We start from the raw sequence: 15252 nt of genomic DNA on the forward strand, positions 1-15252 counted from the left end.
TCGCCATGCGTGCTTGCAAGACCGACCGGAGCTTTGAAGCAATGATCTACCTCGCTGCCGCCGTTATCAACTCACGATGAATCCCCACAGACCCTAGAGTATCGCCGACACAGCCGCAGGAGACGCGCATGAAAGCCTGGTTCATCGACTGCACCCCGGAACTGGCCCGGTTGTTCGATTCGGGCGCGGCGCCGGTGCCGCCGGGCGTGCGCATTCATCGCGGCGATCCCGACGACGCGGCGATCCTGGCCATGGCCCGCGATGCCGAGGTGCTGATGGTCGAACATACGCTGATCCCCGACGCGGTGCTGACCCAGGCGCCGACCCTGCGCGCCATCGTCTTCATGGGCACGGGCGCGGGCACCTATGTCAACGCCGCCCTGGCGCGGGCGCGGGGCGTGCCGGTGCTGACGACGCCCGGCTATGGTTCGGTGGCGGTTGCGGAACATGCCTTCGCGCTGATGATGGCCGGGGCGCGGCAGGTGGCGCGGATGGACCGCGACATTCGCGCGGGCGTCTGGCAGCCGCGCGGCGGTATGCAGCTTGCTGGCCGCAAGGTCGCTGTGCTGGGCATGGGGGGCATCGGGCAGGCCTTCGCGGAACGCTGCGCCGCTTTCGGGATGCGGGTGGCGGGCTGGAATCGCAGCCCGCTGGACCACCCGCTGTTCTGCGCCGACCTGAACCAGGCGCTGCATGGCGCCGAGGTGGTGTCGCTGCACCTGGCCCTGACCGAGGCGACGCGCGGCTTTCTGAACTCCGCCCGGCTGGCACTGCCCGCGCCGGGCTTTCTGCTGGTCAACACCGCCCGGTCGCAGCTGATCGACCCCGCCGCGCTGATCGCCGCCCTGGACAGCGGGCAGGCGGGCCACCTGGCGACGGACGTGTTCGACGCCGAACCCCTGTCGCCCGACGACCCGCTGCCCGGCCGCCAGGACGTGACCCTGACCGCCCATGCCGCCTACATGACCCGCGACGCCTATCTGGAATTGTGGAGACGCACCTGCGCCCAGTTCGAGGCCGTGCGGGAATCATGACATTTCCTGCTGCATGGCAGGCGAATTTGTCATGCGATGCCGAACAGGCGTCGGAATAGGGAAAAAATGATACCGTTTTCAGGGCATATTGCAGGTGAAAGCGGCAGGAAGAAAGGGAACTCCGATGCTGGCCAATTCGCTTGAAGCCCTCGACAAGGCTCATCTGATCCATCCCGTCGTCTCGCTGCGCGAGCATGAACGGCGCGGCGTGACGATCCTTCAGTCGGGGCAGGGCTGTTTTCTGACCGACAGCGCCGGAAACCGGCTGCTGGACGGTTTCGCCGGCCTGTGGTGCGTGAACGCGGGCTATGGCCATAAAAGCATCGTCGATGCGGCGGCAGAACAGATGATGCGGCTGCCCTATGCGACGGGCTATTTCCATTTCGGCAGCGAACCGGCGATTCGCCTGGCCGCAGAACTGGCCGAGCTTGCGCCGGAAGGCGTGGACCACGTGTTCTTCACGCTGGGCGGGTCGGATGCGGTCGATTCGGTGATTCGGCTGGTGCGTTACTATTGGAACGCGCGCGGCCAGACCGCGAAGAAGAACTTCATCGCGCTGCAATCGGGCTATCACGGATCGTCGTCCACCGGATCGGGGCTGACGGCGCTGCCGCTGTTCCACGAAGGCTTCGACGTGCCGGGCGCGCGCCAGCACCATATTCCGTCGCCCAACCCCTATCGCCACCCGGCCGGGCCGGACGGCGATGCGGTCAGCGCCGCGGTGGTGCAATCCTTCCGCGACAAGGTGGCGGAACTGGGCGCGGAAAACGTCGCCGCCTTCATCATGGAGCCGATCCAAGGGTCCGGCGGCGTCATCGTGCCGCCCGCCGGTTTCGCCAAGGCGATGCAGGAAGCCTGCCGGGAACTGGACATCCTGTTCGTCGTCGATGAGGTCATCACCGGCTTCGGCCGCACCGGCCCGATCTTCGCCTGCGAACACGAAGGGCTGACGCCGGATTTCATCACCATCGCCAAGGGCCTGACCTCGGGCTATGCGCCGATGGGCGCGGTGCTGATGGCGGATCGGGTCTATCAGGTGATCGCCGACGGCGCGCCCGAAGGGGTGGCGTTGGGCCATGGCCTGACCTATTCCGGCCATCCGGTCAGCGCCGCCGTGGGACTTGAGGTGCTGAAGCTCTATCGCGGCGGGATGATCGACAACGCCCACAGCGTCGGCGCCTATTTCACCCGACGCCTGGCCGAGTTCCGCGACCGCCCGCTGGTGGGCGAGGTGCGCGGCAAGGGCCTGCTGGCGGCGATCGAGCTGGTCAGCGACAAGGCGACCAAGGCGAAATTCCCCGCCGAGGCCCGCATCGGCCCCCGCCTGGCCGAGATCGGCTATCGCAACGGCATCATCTTCCGCGCCTTCAACGACGGAACGCTGGGCTTCGCGCCGCCGATCTGCATCACCGAGGACGAAGTCGATCTGCTGATCGACCGCGTCGACGCCACCCTGACCGAAATTTCCAACGCATAAAGGACAATCCGATGAAACTGACCGACTTCAAGGCGCTGACCTTCGACGTTTACGGCACGCTGATCGACTGGGAAAGCGGCATGATCGAGGGGCTGAAGGGCCTGACCGCCCGCGTCGACCGCGACCTGTCGCGCGACGAAATCCTGGAGGCGCACGCCCGCCACGAATCCAGCCAGCAGAAATACACCCCCGCCAAGAAATACAGCGAACTGCTGCAAATCGTCTATAAGCGCCTGGCCGAGGAATGGGGCGTGCCCTTCACGCGCGAGGAATGCGTCGAATACGGCGAATCGGTCAAGAAATGGCCCGCCTTCCCCGACAGCGAAGGCGCGCTGCAATATCTGAAGAAGCACTATAAGCTGATCGTCCTGACCAATACCGACAACGACAGCTTCAAGGGCTCGAACGAAAAGCTGGGCGTGCATTTCGACGGCGCCTATACCGCCGAGGATGTCGGCAGCTACAAGCCGTTCGACCGGAACTTCGACTATATGCTGGAAAAGATCACCTCGCTGGGGCTTCAGAAGTCCGACATCCTGCATACCGCCGAAAGCATGTTCCACGACCACGGCCCGGCCAACAAGTTCGGCCTGGCGAACTGCTGGATCTATCGCCGCCACGACCAGAAGGGTTTCGGCGCGACGATGAATCCGGGCGAGATGCCGACCTACGACTTCCGGTTCAACTCGATGGCCGATCTGGTAAAAGCCCATCAGGAAGAACTGCGCGCCTGATCCGGCGTCTGCGCAAGAGGGAACAGGCATGGCGGAAAATCCACGGCTCGACCGAATCGATGTCAACATCCTTGCGCAGCTTCAGGCCGACAGCGGCATGACCAATGTCAGGCTGGCGGACGCCGTCGGCCTGTCTCCGTCGCCTTGCCTGCAACGGGTGAAGCGGCTGGAAAAGGCCGGTTTCATCGAAAGCTATCGCGCGCAGATCAATATCCGCAAGCTGGCCGAAAGCGTCATGGTCTTTACCGAAGTGACACTGGCCGACCACCGCCGCGAGGATTTCCAGAAATTCGAACGCGAGATCCGCAAGATCGAAAACCTCCAGGAAATGCACCTGATTTCCGGGGGCTATGATTATCTGCTGAAATTCACGGTGCGCAACATGCTGCATTACCAGGAGATCATCCTGGACGTGCTGGAGAAGAATATCGGCGTGGCGAAATATTTCAGCTATATCGTGATCCAGACGCTGCTGGACCGGGGCTATGTTCCGCTCAAGTCATTGATCCGGGAAAATCGCTGATCCTATGGCGGCGGACGAATAAGGGCGGCATCGCAGCCGCCCTTTTTCCATGCCGGATCATTTCCCGATGGCATCCAGGAACTGATACCAGCCCGCCACCATGCGCACGGCGGGTTCGCGGACCCCGTACATCGGCACCTGCTTCAGCGGGGTCGCGGTAATCAGGCCCAGGTCCGGCTTTTCCCCGACAACCACCGCCGCCACGTATTTCCCAATGGCCGAGGACATGGCGACCCCCGTGCCGTTGTAGCCCATGGCGTAGACCGTCTTGTCGTCCAGCCGGCCCAGATGCGGGATGCTGTCCAGCGTCAGCGCCACCAGCCCCGACCAGCGATGCGTGATCCGCTTGCCCTCAAGCTGCGGGAACTGCCGGAACATCGCGCGGCGCAGCGCCTCGAAGGCGGATTCCGAATCCTCCTTGCCGAAGGCGCCGCGGCCGCCATACATCAGCCGGTTGTCGACCTTGCGGAACCAGCGCATCATCCGGCGCGTCTCGGCATAGCTGCGGCCTTCGGTGAACAGGCTGTCGGCCACCGACTGCTCCAGCGGCTCGCTGACGATCATGGCCGACCGGAACGGCACGATGGCCTTGCGCACGCCCCCGGTCGCCGGGGTCAGTTCGTTATAGCCGTCCGTCCCGATGACCATCTGCCGGGCGCTGACGGTGCCGTTCGGGGTTTCCAGCACCACGCGGCCGCCCGACTGATGCGTCTTGAGCACCGGCGAGTTCTGATAGATCGAGACCCCGTCCCGCATCACCCCGTTCGCCATGCCGAAGACCAGGTTCAGCGGGTGCAGCGTGCCCCCGAACGAGGTCAGCATGCCGCCGACGAAATCGCGCGAGCTGGTCTCGGCATGGACTTCCTCGGCACTGACCAGGCGGTTGGTGGTGTCGCCCAGGTTGACGCGCATCCACTCGATCTCTTTTTCGATCTTGCGCATGTAGCTGTGCGTATGGGCGCACAAAAGCCAGCCGCCCTGGCGGTAATGGGCGGCCTCGATGCCGTAATCCTCGACCAGCTCGTTCAGATGCTCGACCGTCTCACGCCCCAGGGCGTGCATCCGCCGCGCGGCCTCAAGGCCGTGGATGCGGGCGATCTCGGGATAGGTGATGCGGTATTTGGCGGAAACCACGCCGCCGTTGCGGCCGCTGCATCCCCAGCCGATGGCGTTGGCCTCCAGGATGGCGCAGGACAGCCCGCGTTTCGCCAGGTAGCGGGCGGTGGAAAGGCCGGTGAAGCCGCCGCCGATGATGGCGACATCATATTGCTTCGCCCCGCGCAACTCGGGCGCCTGGGGTCGGTTGACCGCCGTGGCCTGCCACAGCGAACGGACATCGGCGATCGGCAGGGATTGGGACATGATCTGTCTTTCGTTTCCAGGGTGAAAATGACCGGCGCGGGCAAAGGGCAGATGCCCCTGCCCGCGCGGCTGGACTTGTCCGGGTCGGACCCAAAGGCCCTAGGACACGATGACCCACAGCTTGCGCACCGTCTCGATGGTGCGCCAGGTGCCGACGAAGCCGGGGCGCATGATGAAGGTGTCGCCCGCCGTCAGGCGCCGCGTCTCGCCGCCGTCCTCGGTCAGTTCGACCACGCCCGACAGGACATGGCAGAACTCCCAGGTCTCGCCCTTGATCGAGCGGGTGGCGCCCGGCGTCGCTTCCCAGACGCCGCTGCGGATGCGGCCGCCGTCGACCACGTCCTGTTCCCAGGTCTTGTAGCTGGGATTGCCCTCGACCAGCCGGTCGGGCGCAGCTTGCGACAGTTCGGGCGCGCCGAGGTTTTCCAGGTCGAACACGATCATCTGCGACATGGCGCGGACCCCTTACTTGCCCGCTTCGACGGCTTCGACCAGTTCGGCGATCGAGGCGAAGTGATAGTCCGGCACCGCCGCGTCAGCGACCGCGGGCGAGCCGCCATAGCCTTCCAGGCCCTTGCGCCGCTCGATCCAGGCGACCTGGATGCCCAGCTTCTTCGCCACGCGGATGTCGTGGAACTGGCTTTGCGCGACGTGCAGATAGTCCTTGAGGCGGAAGCCCAGATGGCTGTTGCGGCCGCGGACATAGGAGAACACCTGCGGATCGGGCTTGCAGACCTCGACATCCTCGGCCGTCACCTTGTCGTCGAAGGGGTGATCCAGCGTAGCCGAGAACTGCTCATAGGCCCAGTTGTCGGCATTGGTCAGCGCCACCAAGCGGAAGCGCTTGCGCAGCGCCTTCATGCCCTCGACCGCATCCGGGAAGGCCGGCCAGTCGGTCATCGACCGGCGCAGACCGTCCAGGTGGTCGTCGTCGATCGGCAGGCCGTATTTGGTGGCGATGGTGCGATAGACCTCGGGCAGCATCCAGGTAAAGGGGATGCCGGGGGTCAGGTGGTGCTGTTCGTCCTCGGCGTCGGCGAATTCGGTCAGGATCCTGGCGTCCTCGATCTCGACGCCGGCCTTGTCGAAGACGGGCCGGAAGAAGTTGATGACGCCGGCTTCGAAGTCGACAAGCGTGCCGACGACGTCGAAGGTCAGGATTTTGCGGTCGGTCAGGGCCATGGTGTCTCTCCCCCTAGGGCAACTGGATGGGATCCGTTTACCCCAGACTCGTTGCCCTCCGAACTGACATGATTTCATCAGGAACATGACAATTTGGCATGGTGTGATACGGTGCGGTCAGGTTATATCCGGCCATCCCGACATGACGAAGCTGCCCACCGGCGGCCACGCATTCCTGTCATAGGAGTCCGAATGATGCGGTTGGACATCGAATCCCTGCGCGCCTTCAAGGCGGTGCTGGATCATGGCGGCGTGACCCGCGCGGCCAAGGCGCTGAACCTGACGCAATCGGCGGTCAGCCACAAGATCACCCGGCTGGAAAGCCGCGTCGGCCGGCCGATCCTGATGAGGGGCGAACACGGGATGGTGCCGACCTCGGACGGGCAGGGGCTGCTGCATTACGCCGAACGCCTGATCTCGTTGCATGACGAGGCGGCGCAGCATTTTCGGTCCTCGGATCTGGCGGGGCAGATCCGGCTGGGCGCGACCGAGGACGCGACCAGCGCCGAACTGGCCAAGGTGCTGGGCCGATTCGGCCGCGTGCATCCCAACGTCTCGCTGTATGCGCGGGTGGCGCAAAGCCTGATGCTGAATTTCTGGCTGACCACCGGCGAGATCGACATGGCGATCCTGCAAACCTTCACCAAGGACATGGAGCCGGACGACATCGAACTGTGGCGCGAGGATCTGATCTGGGTCCGCAGCATCGACCATCCTCCGCAACTGGGCGACAGCATCCCCTTCGTGTCCTTCGACAGCAATTCGTTCTACAAGCTGGCGGCCATGCAGGCGCTGACGGCCACCGGACGGAGCCTGCGGGTGGTGCTGGAATGTCCGGGCAAGGAAGGCATCCGCGCGGGCATCAAGAGCGGCTTCGGGATCGGCCTGCTGGGCCGCAGCAACCTTGAGGAAGGATTGACCGAACTGCATTCGGACCTTCCCGCCATGCCCTCGGTCTCGCATGTGCTGCGCAGCCGGGCGGCGCTGCCGTCGCGGCTGGAACGGAATTTCGCCGATGCCATCCTTCTGGAAATGAAGGACGACATCCCGAAATGAATGGGCCGCGCCTGGGTGGCGCGGCCGGTTCCTATCTCAGTTGCGCGCGCTTGGTTTCGGGCGCCCAGACCAGCGACACGACCAGTCCCACCAGCGGGAAGGCGGCCATGATCAGCAACGTGGCCGAGACCCCGTATTCCTGCATCGCCACCGGCAGCAGATAGGTCGCGGCGGCGGCGGAAATGCGAGAGAATGCGGCGGCGAAGCCGACCCCGGTGGACCGGATGCGGGTTTCGAAGATCTCGGACGGATAGACGAACTGCATGTTGTTGGCGGCGGGCGCGATGAACATGTAGCCCGCGAACAGCGACACCACCAGCCAGGTCGGCGCATCGGGCAGCAATCCCAGGCCCAGCAGCAGGACGAACATGATCGCGAAGGTCGAGATCACGAAGCTTCTGCGCGTCAGCCAGTGCAGCAGCCACAGCCCGAAGACCGCGCCAAGAATCTGCAAGCCGTTCAGCAGGATGTCGACCGTCAGGCCGCTTTCGATGCCCAGGGATTTGAAGACCGGCAGCGCAAAGGTGAAGATGGCGAAGAACGGGCCGATCTGGCAGAACCAGAAGAGACCGGCGTAAAGATGCGCCCGCCAGTTCGGGTGCCGGAACAGCTCGACCGGCGAGGGGTGGGTTTCCTCAAGCGCGATGGTCGGGATGGTGTAGCCGGTTCCGAAATGCCTGCGGACGATGTCCTCGGCCTCTTGCTCTCGGCCGCGCGCCTTGAGCCACATGGGGCTTTCGGGCAGGCCCAGCCGCAGCAGGAACGTGATCGCCGCCGGGATCGCGCTGCTGGCCAGCAGCAGCCGCCAGTTGTCGCCCTCGTAGGCCATCCCCACGAAGAAGGCGACGCTGAAGCCAATTTGCCAGGCCAGCGCGAAACTGCCCAGCAGCACCCCCCGGCCGCGACGGCGAGAGAATTCGGCCAGCACGGCGGTGCCCACCGCGTATTCCACGCCGATGGCCAGTCCCAGTGCCAGCCGCAGCACCACAAGCTGCCACATGTCCTGCACCAGATATTGCAGCAGGGACAGCACCACGAAAGCCGCCAGGTTCCAGGCGAAGACCGGGCGGCGGCCATAGCGGTCGGCCAGGTTGCCGAAGATCAGCCCGCCGATGAACACGCCGATCAGGGCGCTTGCGGCGATCAGGCCCTGGTTCAGGCTGGAAAGCTGCATTTCGGTGCTGGCCAGGGCTAGCGACGGCCCGATGATGCCCAGGACATATCCGTCCAGGGCGGCGCCCCCCAGGATCGCCGCCGTGGCGACGATATGGATGCGTTTGAGGGGCGCCAGATCCAGCCCCGACGGATCGGAGGTTCCGGCAGTCTCAGTCAGTATCATGTATCTCCTCCCAGAGATGTCTTGGCCGGGCGGCAAGGCCCGCGATGACCGTGATGGCTACGCAGATCGAGGGTGCGTGTTGCTGCGCGGGCGACGGGATCCATGCCGTTTGCGACAGGCAGCACGCCGGTCATGCGGAGGCGGCGCCCGGCACGGTACCGGAAATCCTTAACATTTTCAGGAGGATTTGGGCGAATGACAAATGGTCATCGAAACCATCGGCATTTTCGATCTGCGGCCCGTGCATGACGCGCGAGGCGATCTTGCAGTCCGGTCTTCAAGGGAAAAGGCGCCCCGTCAGGCGCCCTTGCTCAAGCGCCCTGAAGGCGCTCGAAATGTCGGTCCCTACAATCCTGCCGCCGCCGAGAGGGTGCAGGCGCATGACGATGGCCGTGCCGGTCCGGATCTCGGTCATGGAACGACCCGGCTTTGGTCCGGCCCCGCAACCCCGCAGGTGGCGGGGCAGGATGGCTTACAGCCCGCCGAAATGGAACGCCTTGGTTTCCAGGTATTCCTCGATCCCCTCCTGCGCGCCCTCGCGGCCCAGGCCCGAGGCCTTGACGCCGCCGAAGGGCGCCTCGGCATGGCTGACCGCGCCGGTGTTCAGGCCGACCAGCCCGGCCTCCAGCGCCTCGCCGAAGCGGAAGGCGCGGGCCATGTCGCGGGTGAAGAAATAGGCGGCCAGGCCGAAGGGCGTGCCATTGGCGATGGCCAGCGCCTCGTCCTCGGTCTCGAAGCGGAAGATCGGCGCGACCGGGCCGAAGGTTTCCTCCGAGGCCAGCCGCATTTCGGTCGTGGCGCCCACCAACACGGTCGGGTCGGCGAACTGCTGCCCCAGGTCGCGTGTCGCGGTGGCGCGGGTTGCGCCCTTGGACAGCGCGTCGTCGATATGGGCGCCGATCTTGTCGATGGCGGCGGGGTTGATCATCGGGCCGATCTGGACCCCCGGTTCGGTGCCGGGGCCGACCTTCAGCGCATCGACGCGGGCGGCCAGCGCCGCGACGAAGGCGTCGTGGATGCCCGATTGCACAAGGATGCGGTTCGCGCAGACGCAGGTCTGCCCGCCGTTGCGGAACTTGCTGACCATCGCGCCTTCCACCGCGGCATCCAGATCCGCGTCGTCGAAGACGATGAAGGGCGCGTTGCCGCCCAGTTCCAGCGACATCTTCTTCAGCGTCGGCGCGCATTGCTCGGCCAGCAGGGCGCCGACGCGGGTCGATCCGGTGAAGGACAGCTTGCGCACCACCGGGCTTGCGGTCAGCGCGCTGCCGATCGCCTCGGGCCGGCCGGTCAGGATGTTCAGCACGCCCGCCGGGATCCCCGCGCGTTCCGCCAGCACGCCAAGCGCCAGCGCCGAATAGGGGGTGAAATCCGAGGGCTTGATGACCATCGTGCAGCCCGCCGCCAGGCCAGGCGCGACCTTGCGGGTGATCATCGCATTGGGAAAGTTCCACGGCGTGATGATGGCGCAGACGCCGACCGGCTCTTTCATCGCAAAGATCTTCTTGCCCGGCACGGGCGAGGGGATGATCTTGCCGTTGATCCGCCGCGCTTCCTCGGCGAACCAGCGCACGAAGCTGGCGCCATACAGGATCTCTCCCCGCGCCTCGGCCAAGGGCTTGCCCTGTTCGCGGGTCAGGATCAGCGCCAGGTCGTCGGCATGGTCCAGGATCAGCTGGTGCCAGGCCATCAGCAGGTCGGCGCGGTCGGCATGGGTGCGCGCCTTCCATGCTTTCATGGCGGTTTCGGCGGCGGCGATGGCGGCCTCGGTCTCGGCCGCCGTGCAGTCGGGCATCCGGCCCAGCACGTCGCCGGTCGCAGGGTCGATCACGTCCATGTCGGCCCGCGCCAGCCATTCGCCGTCGATCAGCGCGGCTTCGCGGAACAGGCCGGGATCCTTCAGGGCGCTGCGGATGTCGTTCGGAGTGGTGGTCATGCGTTCTCCTCCAGCGCGGCGATCACGGCGGCGGTGATTTCCTGGGTTCCGTGCAGGCCGGGACGGATGCCGATGCCGCGCGCGGTCGCCGATTCGATGGCGGCCAGCACAGCGGCGGCGGCGTCGGTTTCGCCCAGGTGTTCCAGCATCTGCGCCCCCGACCAGATCGCGGCGATGGGGTTGGCGATGTTCTTGCCCGCGATATCGGGGGCCGAGCCATGCACGGGTTCGAACATCGACGGCACGCTGCGGTCGGGATTGATGTTGGCCGAGGCCGCGAAGCCCAGGCCGCCCTGGATCGCCGCGCCCAGGTCGGTCAGGATGTCGCCGAACAGGTTCGACGCCACCACCACGTCCAGATCCTGGGGCGCCATCACCATCTTGGCGGCCATTGCGTCGATATGCATGGGACTGACCGTCACGTCCGGGTATTCGGCGGCCAGTTCGCGCGTCACCTCGTCCCAGAACACCATCGAGTATTTCTGCGCGTTCGATTTCGTGACCGAGGTCAGGTGCTTCCTGCGCGCCCTTGCCTGTTCGAAGCCGAAGCGCAGGATCCGTTCCACCCCCTTGCGGGTGAAGATCGAGGTTTCCACCGCGACCTCGTTGTCGCGGCCCTGGTGGACGCGGCCCCCAGCGCCGGAATATTCGCCCTCGGTGTTCTCGCGGATGCAGAGGATGTCGAAGCCCTGCGCACGCAGCGGGCCTTCGACGCCGGGCAGCAGGCGGTGCGGGCGGATATTGGCGTATTGGTCGAAGGCCTTGCGGATCGGCAGCAGCAATCCGTGCAGCGACACTGAATCCGGCACCGTGGCGGGCCAGCCGACCGCACCCAGAAAGATCGCGTCGAAGGACCGCAACTGGTCGATGCCGTCTTCGGGCATCATCCGGCCGGTCGCCAGATAGGTTTCGCAGGACCAGTCGAAGCGCGTCTTGTCCAGGCCCAGGCCGAAACGCGCGGCGGCGGCGTCCAGCACCTGCATCGCCGCATCGGTAACATCGACCCCGATGCCGTCGCCCGGAATCAGCGCAAGCGTGTATGTGGTCATGAAGACTCCTGCATGGTCGTGATTGCGTGGTTTGGCGAAAGTCATGCCACCGAACGCCTGGCGTTAGGTTTCGAAGATGACCCGCCTCCGGCAGTTTTCGCCACGCAGGGGCGGGCCGACGGAATTTTATGTCGCAGTCGGCCGCGCCCGTGCCGTCATCCGGGCAGAATCTCGAACCGCGTCACGTCGATCATCCCCCGGTCGGTGATCTTCAGCGCCGGGATGACTGGCAGGGCCAGGAAGGCCAGTTGCAGGAAGGGTTCCTCCAGCGTGACCCCCAGCGACTTGGCCGCGTCGCGCAGCAGGATCAGCCGGTCGCGGACCATCTCGAACGGATCGAGGCTCATCAGCCCCGCGACGGGCAGGGGCAGTTCGGCCAGGATGTCGCCCCCGCCCGCGACGACGAAGCCGCCCTCGATCTGCGACAGGCGGTTCGCGGCCCGCGCCATGTCGTCGTAATCGGCGCCGACGACGGCAATGTTGTGATGATCGTGGCACACGGTCGAGGCGATGGCCCCGCGCCGGATCCCGAAACCCTGGACAAAGCCCGTGGCGATGTTGCCGTTCCGGCCGTGGCGTTCGATCACGGCGATGCGGGCCAGATCGCGGGCCGGATCGGGGCGCTTGTCGCCATCCTGGGGCGCGATGTCGTGGGTCAGGTGGGCGGTGATGATCTTGCCCTCGATGATACCGATCACCGGGGTTTCGCTGCGGTTTCCGGCGCAGCGGAAGTCCTGCGGTCCGACATGCGGCGCCTTGACCGAGGCGCGGGCCACCGGCCGGGACGGCGGCCGCGCGGCAAAGGCCGCGTCATCGACGACCCGCCCGCCGCACAGCACCGCCTGCGCCCGGCAGCTTTCCAGACTGTCCAGTGCCACGATGTCGGCGCGCATCCCTGGCGCGATCAGCCCGCGATCCTTCAATCCGAAAGCCTCGGCCGCCGACAGCGAGGCCGCGCGATAGACCGCCAGCACCGGGCTGCCGCGCCGGATCAGTTCCCGGATCATGTGGTCCAGGTGCCCGTGTTCCGCGATGTCCAGCGGGTTCCGGTCGTCGGTGCAAAGGCACATATAGGGCGCGGTCACATCGGTCAGCACCGGCTGGAGCGCCGCCAGATCCTTGCTGACAGATCCCTCGCGGATCAGGACGCGCATTCCGTTGCGCAGCTTTTCCAGCGCCTCGGCGGCGGTCGTCGCCTCGTGTTCCGTGCGGATGCCCGCCGCGACATAGGCCGACAGGTCGCGCCCGGTCAGTTGCGGGCAATGGCCGTCGACATGGCCGCCCGCGAACAGCCGCAGCTTGGCCATGGCGGCGGGATCGCGGTGGATGACGCCGGGATAGTTCATGAACTCGGCCAGCCCGATAGACGACGGGTGACCCATCACCCTTTGCAGATCCGCCGCCTCGATCCGCGCGCCCGAGGTCTCCATCTCGGTCGAGGGCACGCAGGACGACAGTTGCACGCGCAGGTCCATCAGCAGGCATTCGCTGGCCTTCTGGAACCAGCGGATGCCGTCCAGGCCGATGACATTCGCGATTTCGTGCGGATCGCAGATGGCGGTGGTGATGCCGCGCGGCGTCACGCAGCGGTCGAATTCATGGGGCGTGACCAGGCTGCTTTCGACATGCAGATGCGTGTCGATAAAGCCCGGCACCAGGGTCAGGCCGGTCACGTCGATCACCTGCCGCGCCTCGTAGTCGCCGATCCCCGCGATCCGGTCGCCGCAGATCGCCACGTCCCCCGCCATCAGCGCCCCGGTGATCAGGTCGAAGACCCGCCCGCCCCGCAGCAGCAGATCGGCGGGTTCGTCGCCCCGCGCTTGGGCAATACGGCGTTCCAGATCGTCCATATGCGCACCCTCCGTTCGCGTTAGAAGACCCGACGCAGGGGGCGGCGTCCAGAGGGGATGAGGAAGGGCGCAAGGTTGTAATCGCCTAGAACTACTGCCCCGGTTCCATCAGCCCCAGATCCATCAGTTGCCGGGCGCGCCACTGGAAGGGCTCGGAATTTCGCCACCTGAAGCTGTCCACCGCGTCTCGGGATCCGGGATTGGTCGCCAGGGCCTTGGCGGCGCGGAAAGAGGCGATGGCGGCGGTCAGGTTGTGATGCCAGGGGCAGGCATAGGTGTTGTATTCCGGGACGTTGAAGCGGTGATCGGCCTCGATGCGCAGGCCGGGGGCCGCACGGAACAGGGCGATGCGGTCGATGCGGCGGCGGGCGGGGGGTACGTGCTCCTCGAACCGCCAGCGCAGGCCGCCGTGGAAATCCAGTTGCCGGTCCAGCGGTTGCCCGTCCGATCCCTTGCGGCCAAGCGCAAAATAGCCCGCCCGGTCGAACATCGCCTCGGTCAGGTTGACCGCGTTCGGATCACGGGCCAGATCGGGCGCATAGAGGTCGATCACATAGGTCAGCATCGCGTCGCGCCGTTCCTCGGCGTGGAAGGCCAGAAGCTCGGACACGGTGCGAGTTTCGGAAAAGGGAAAGAACAGGAATTCCGCGTTGTAGCAGTAGTAAAGCCAGGTTCCGGCGGGAACGGCCCGGATCACCGCATCCACCGCGCCCTGATGGGCCAGGGCGTCACGGGTGTTCCAGTGCAGGTTGGTCACGCGCCCCCCTGCGTCCGGCGGGACAGGAACCGGACCCGGCGACAGCGCAAGGATGTGGCGAAAGCCGAGGGCCAGGTGATGGCGCAACGTTTCTTCGACCGCCGCGTCGTCCTCGATCAGGATGAGGGCGATGGGGCCGCGCGCAAGAACCGGGGGGCGCGCCTTCAGGAACGCCGCCAGCGGCGGATGCGCCGTCACGGCATCACGGCCTTGACCTGGTCGAGGGCCTGGCGCAGCAGGTCGGGATTGCTTCCGGCGGTTTCGACCAGGCGCTTCAGCGTGGCCTTCTGCGTCTCGCCGATGGCGGCGGCGTCGATCAGCCGGGCCACCTCGGCCGCGTCGAACCCCTCGGGCGTCAACAGCGTCTGGATCCGCGCGGCGGTGACGGCGGCCGTTGCGGCCTGGTCCGTCGCCGCTGCGGCATCATGAGCGGCCTGGGCCGCGTCCTCGGCGGCTTGGGCAACGGGGGCGGCCGCGCCGCTGGCGGCGGTGGCTGCGGCATCTGCCGCGCGGTCGGCCGCGTCCAGGGCCGCTTCGGCGGCGGCCTCGGCCTCGGCCGCGGCGTCGCTGACGGGGGCGACGCCCGCATCCTCGGACGCCTGGACCGCCTCGGCCGCGACATCGGCGGCGATCGCGGCGGCATCGGCTGCCGCGTCGGCGGCGGCCTCGGTCGCCTGGGTGGCAGCGGGGGCCGCGTCGGCCGCAGGCGCTTGCGTAACGGCAGGAGAAGCGGTTTCGGTGCGTCCGTCCTGCCAGAGCCACCATCCCCCCAGGCCAAGAGCCAGAATCACGATCAGGGCCGGAAGAATGCGCATGGCGGGGCTGTTCCTTGCAGGGGTTCGCCAAATCCTATGCCACAGGGGCATGGCGCGGAAAAGCCGCCGGGCGCGTCAAGCAGGCTCCAATTCTACCGTGCGAGCGATTCCCGACATCAAATCCGGTTGAATCATCCC

Annotated in this window: 14 protein-coding genes; 5 read left to right on the forward strand and 9 right to left on the reverse strand. The window is 66.2% G+C overall.

All coding sequences use genetic code 11. From position 1 onward, the window contains the following. Positions 1-128 precede the first annotated feature (128 nt). From PARHAE_RS11050 to PARHAE_RS11065, 4 genes are all read left to right on the forward strand, one after another. Positions 129-1034 carry a 2-hydroxyacid dehydrogenase gene (locus PARHAE_RS11050; RefSeq protein WP_126154677.1) on the forward strand — a complete coding sequence of 302 codons (906 nt, stop codon included), beginning with the start codon at positions 129-131 and terminating at the stop codon, positions 1032-1034. A 124-nt stretch (positions 1035-1158) separates the two neighbouring features. Beyond that, positions 1159-2511 carry an aminotransferase class III-fold pyridoxal phosphate-dependent enzyme gene (locus tag PARHAE_RS11055; RefSeq protein ID WP_126154678.1) on the forward strand — a complete coding sequence of 451 codons (1353 nt, stop codon included), beginning with the start codon at positions 1159-1161 and terminating at the stop codon, positions 2509-2511. Positions 2512-2522: 11 nt separating this feature from the next. Then, positions 2523-3245, forward strand: a complete 723-nt coding sequence (locus PARHAE_RS11060) for a haloacid dehalogenase type II (protein WP_126154679.1) — start codon at positions 2523-2525, stop codon at positions 3243-3245. A gap of 28 nt (positions 3246-3273) precedes the next feature. Further along, a complete protein-coding gene (locus tag PARHAE_RS11065; protein ID WP_126154680.1) occupies positions 3274-3768 on the forward strand; it encodes an Lrp/AsnC family transcriptional regulator in 495 nt (164 codons plus the stop codon). Positions 3769-3825: 57 nt separating this feature from the next. Here the strand turns inward: PARHAE_RS11065 and PARHAE_RS11070 are convergent, their stop codons facing one another. The 3 genes from PARHAE_RS11070 to PARHAE_RS11080 form a co-directional block, all read right to left on the reverse strand. After that, positions 3826-5130, reverse strand: coding sequence for an NAD(P)/FAD-dependent oxidoreductase (locus tag PARHAE_RS11070; RefSeq protein ID WP_126154681.1), 1305 nt, complete (start codon positions 5128-5130; stop codon positions 3826-3828). A gap of 99 nt (positions 5131-5229) precedes the next feature. Next, positions 5230-5583 carry a cupin domain-containing protein gene (locus tag PARHAE_RS11075; protein ID WP_126154682.1) on the reverse strand — a complete coding sequence of 118 codons (354 nt, stop codon included), beginning with the start codon at positions 5581-5583 and terminating at the stop codon, positions 5230-5232. Between the two features lie 12 nt (positions 5584-5595). Further along, on the reverse strand, positions 5596-6312 hold the full coding sequence (locus PARHAE_RS11080; RefSeq protein ID WP_126154683.1) for an HAD-IA family hydrolase: 717 nt from the start codon (positions 6310-6312) through the stop codon (positions 5596-5598). A 192-nt stretch (positions 6313-6504) separates the two neighbouring features. On the opposite strand from PARHAE_RS11080, the gene PARHAE_RS11085 reads away from it, so the two are divergent. Then, positions 6505-7368: a LysR family transcriptional regulator gene (locus tag PARHAE_RS11085; RefSeq protein WP_206436934.1), complete on the forward strand. Its 864-nt coding sequence runs from the start codon at positions 6505-6507 to the stop codon at positions 7366-7368. Positions 7369-7399: 31 nt separating this feature from the next. Here the strand turns inward: PARHAE_RS11085 and PARHAE_RS11090 are convergent, their stop codons facing one another. From PARHAE_RS11090 to PARHAE_RS11115, 6 genes are all read right to left on the reverse strand, one after another. Beyond that, a complete protein-coding gene (locus PARHAE_RS11090; RefSeq protein WP_126154684.1) occupies positions 7400-8707 on the reverse strand; it encodes an MFS transporter in 1308 nt (435 codons plus the stop codon). A gap of 472 nt (positions 8708-9179) precedes the next feature. Continuing rightward, positions 9180-10643: an NAD-dependent succinate-semialdehyde dehydrogenase gene (locus tag PARHAE_RS11095; RefSeq protein ID WP_126154685.1), complete on the reverse strand. Its 1464-nt coding sequence runs from the start codon at positions 10641-10643 to the stop codon at positions 9180-9182. Then, positions 10640-11692 (reverse strand): tartrate dehydrogenase, encoded by a 1053-nt coding sequence (locus PARHAE_RS11100; protein WP_126154686.1) that lies wholly within the window; start codon positions 11690-11692, stop codon positions 10640-10642. Before PARHAE_RS11100 ends, PARHAE_RS11095 begins: the two co-directional genes overlap by 4 nt. 155 nt (positions 11693-11847) lie before the next feature. After that, positions 11848-13542 carry an adenine deaminase gene (gene ade, locus PARHAE_RS11105; RefSeq protein ID WP_126154687.1) on the reverse strand — a complete coding sequence of 565 codons (1695 nt, stop codon included), beginning with the start codon at positions 13540-13542 and terminating at the stop codon, positions 11848-11850. A 91-nt stretch (positions 13543-13633) separates the two neighbouring features. Then, positions 13634-14497, reverse strand: a complete 864-nt coding sequence (locus PARHAE_RS11110; protein WP_241232775.1) for a glycosyltransferase family 2 protein — start codon at positions 14495-14497, stop codon at positions 13634-13636. Continuing rightward, positions 14494-15114 carry a hypothetical protein gene (locus tag PARHAE_RS11115; protein WP_126154688.1) on the reverse strand — a complete coding sequence of 207 codons (621 nt, stop codon included), beginning with the start codon at positions 15112-15114 and terminating at the stop codon, positions 14494-14496. The genes PARHAE_RS11110 and PARHAE_RS11115 overlap by 4 nt, the downstream gene beginning before the upstream one ends. Positions 15115-15252 lie beyond the last annotated feature (138 nt).

Origin of the sequence: Paracoccus haematequi, from assembly GCF_900631945.1 — a bacterium.
Lineage (GTDB): Bacteria > Pseudomonadota > Alphaproteobacteria > Rhodobacterales > Rhodobacteraceae > Paracoccus > Paracoccus haematequi_A.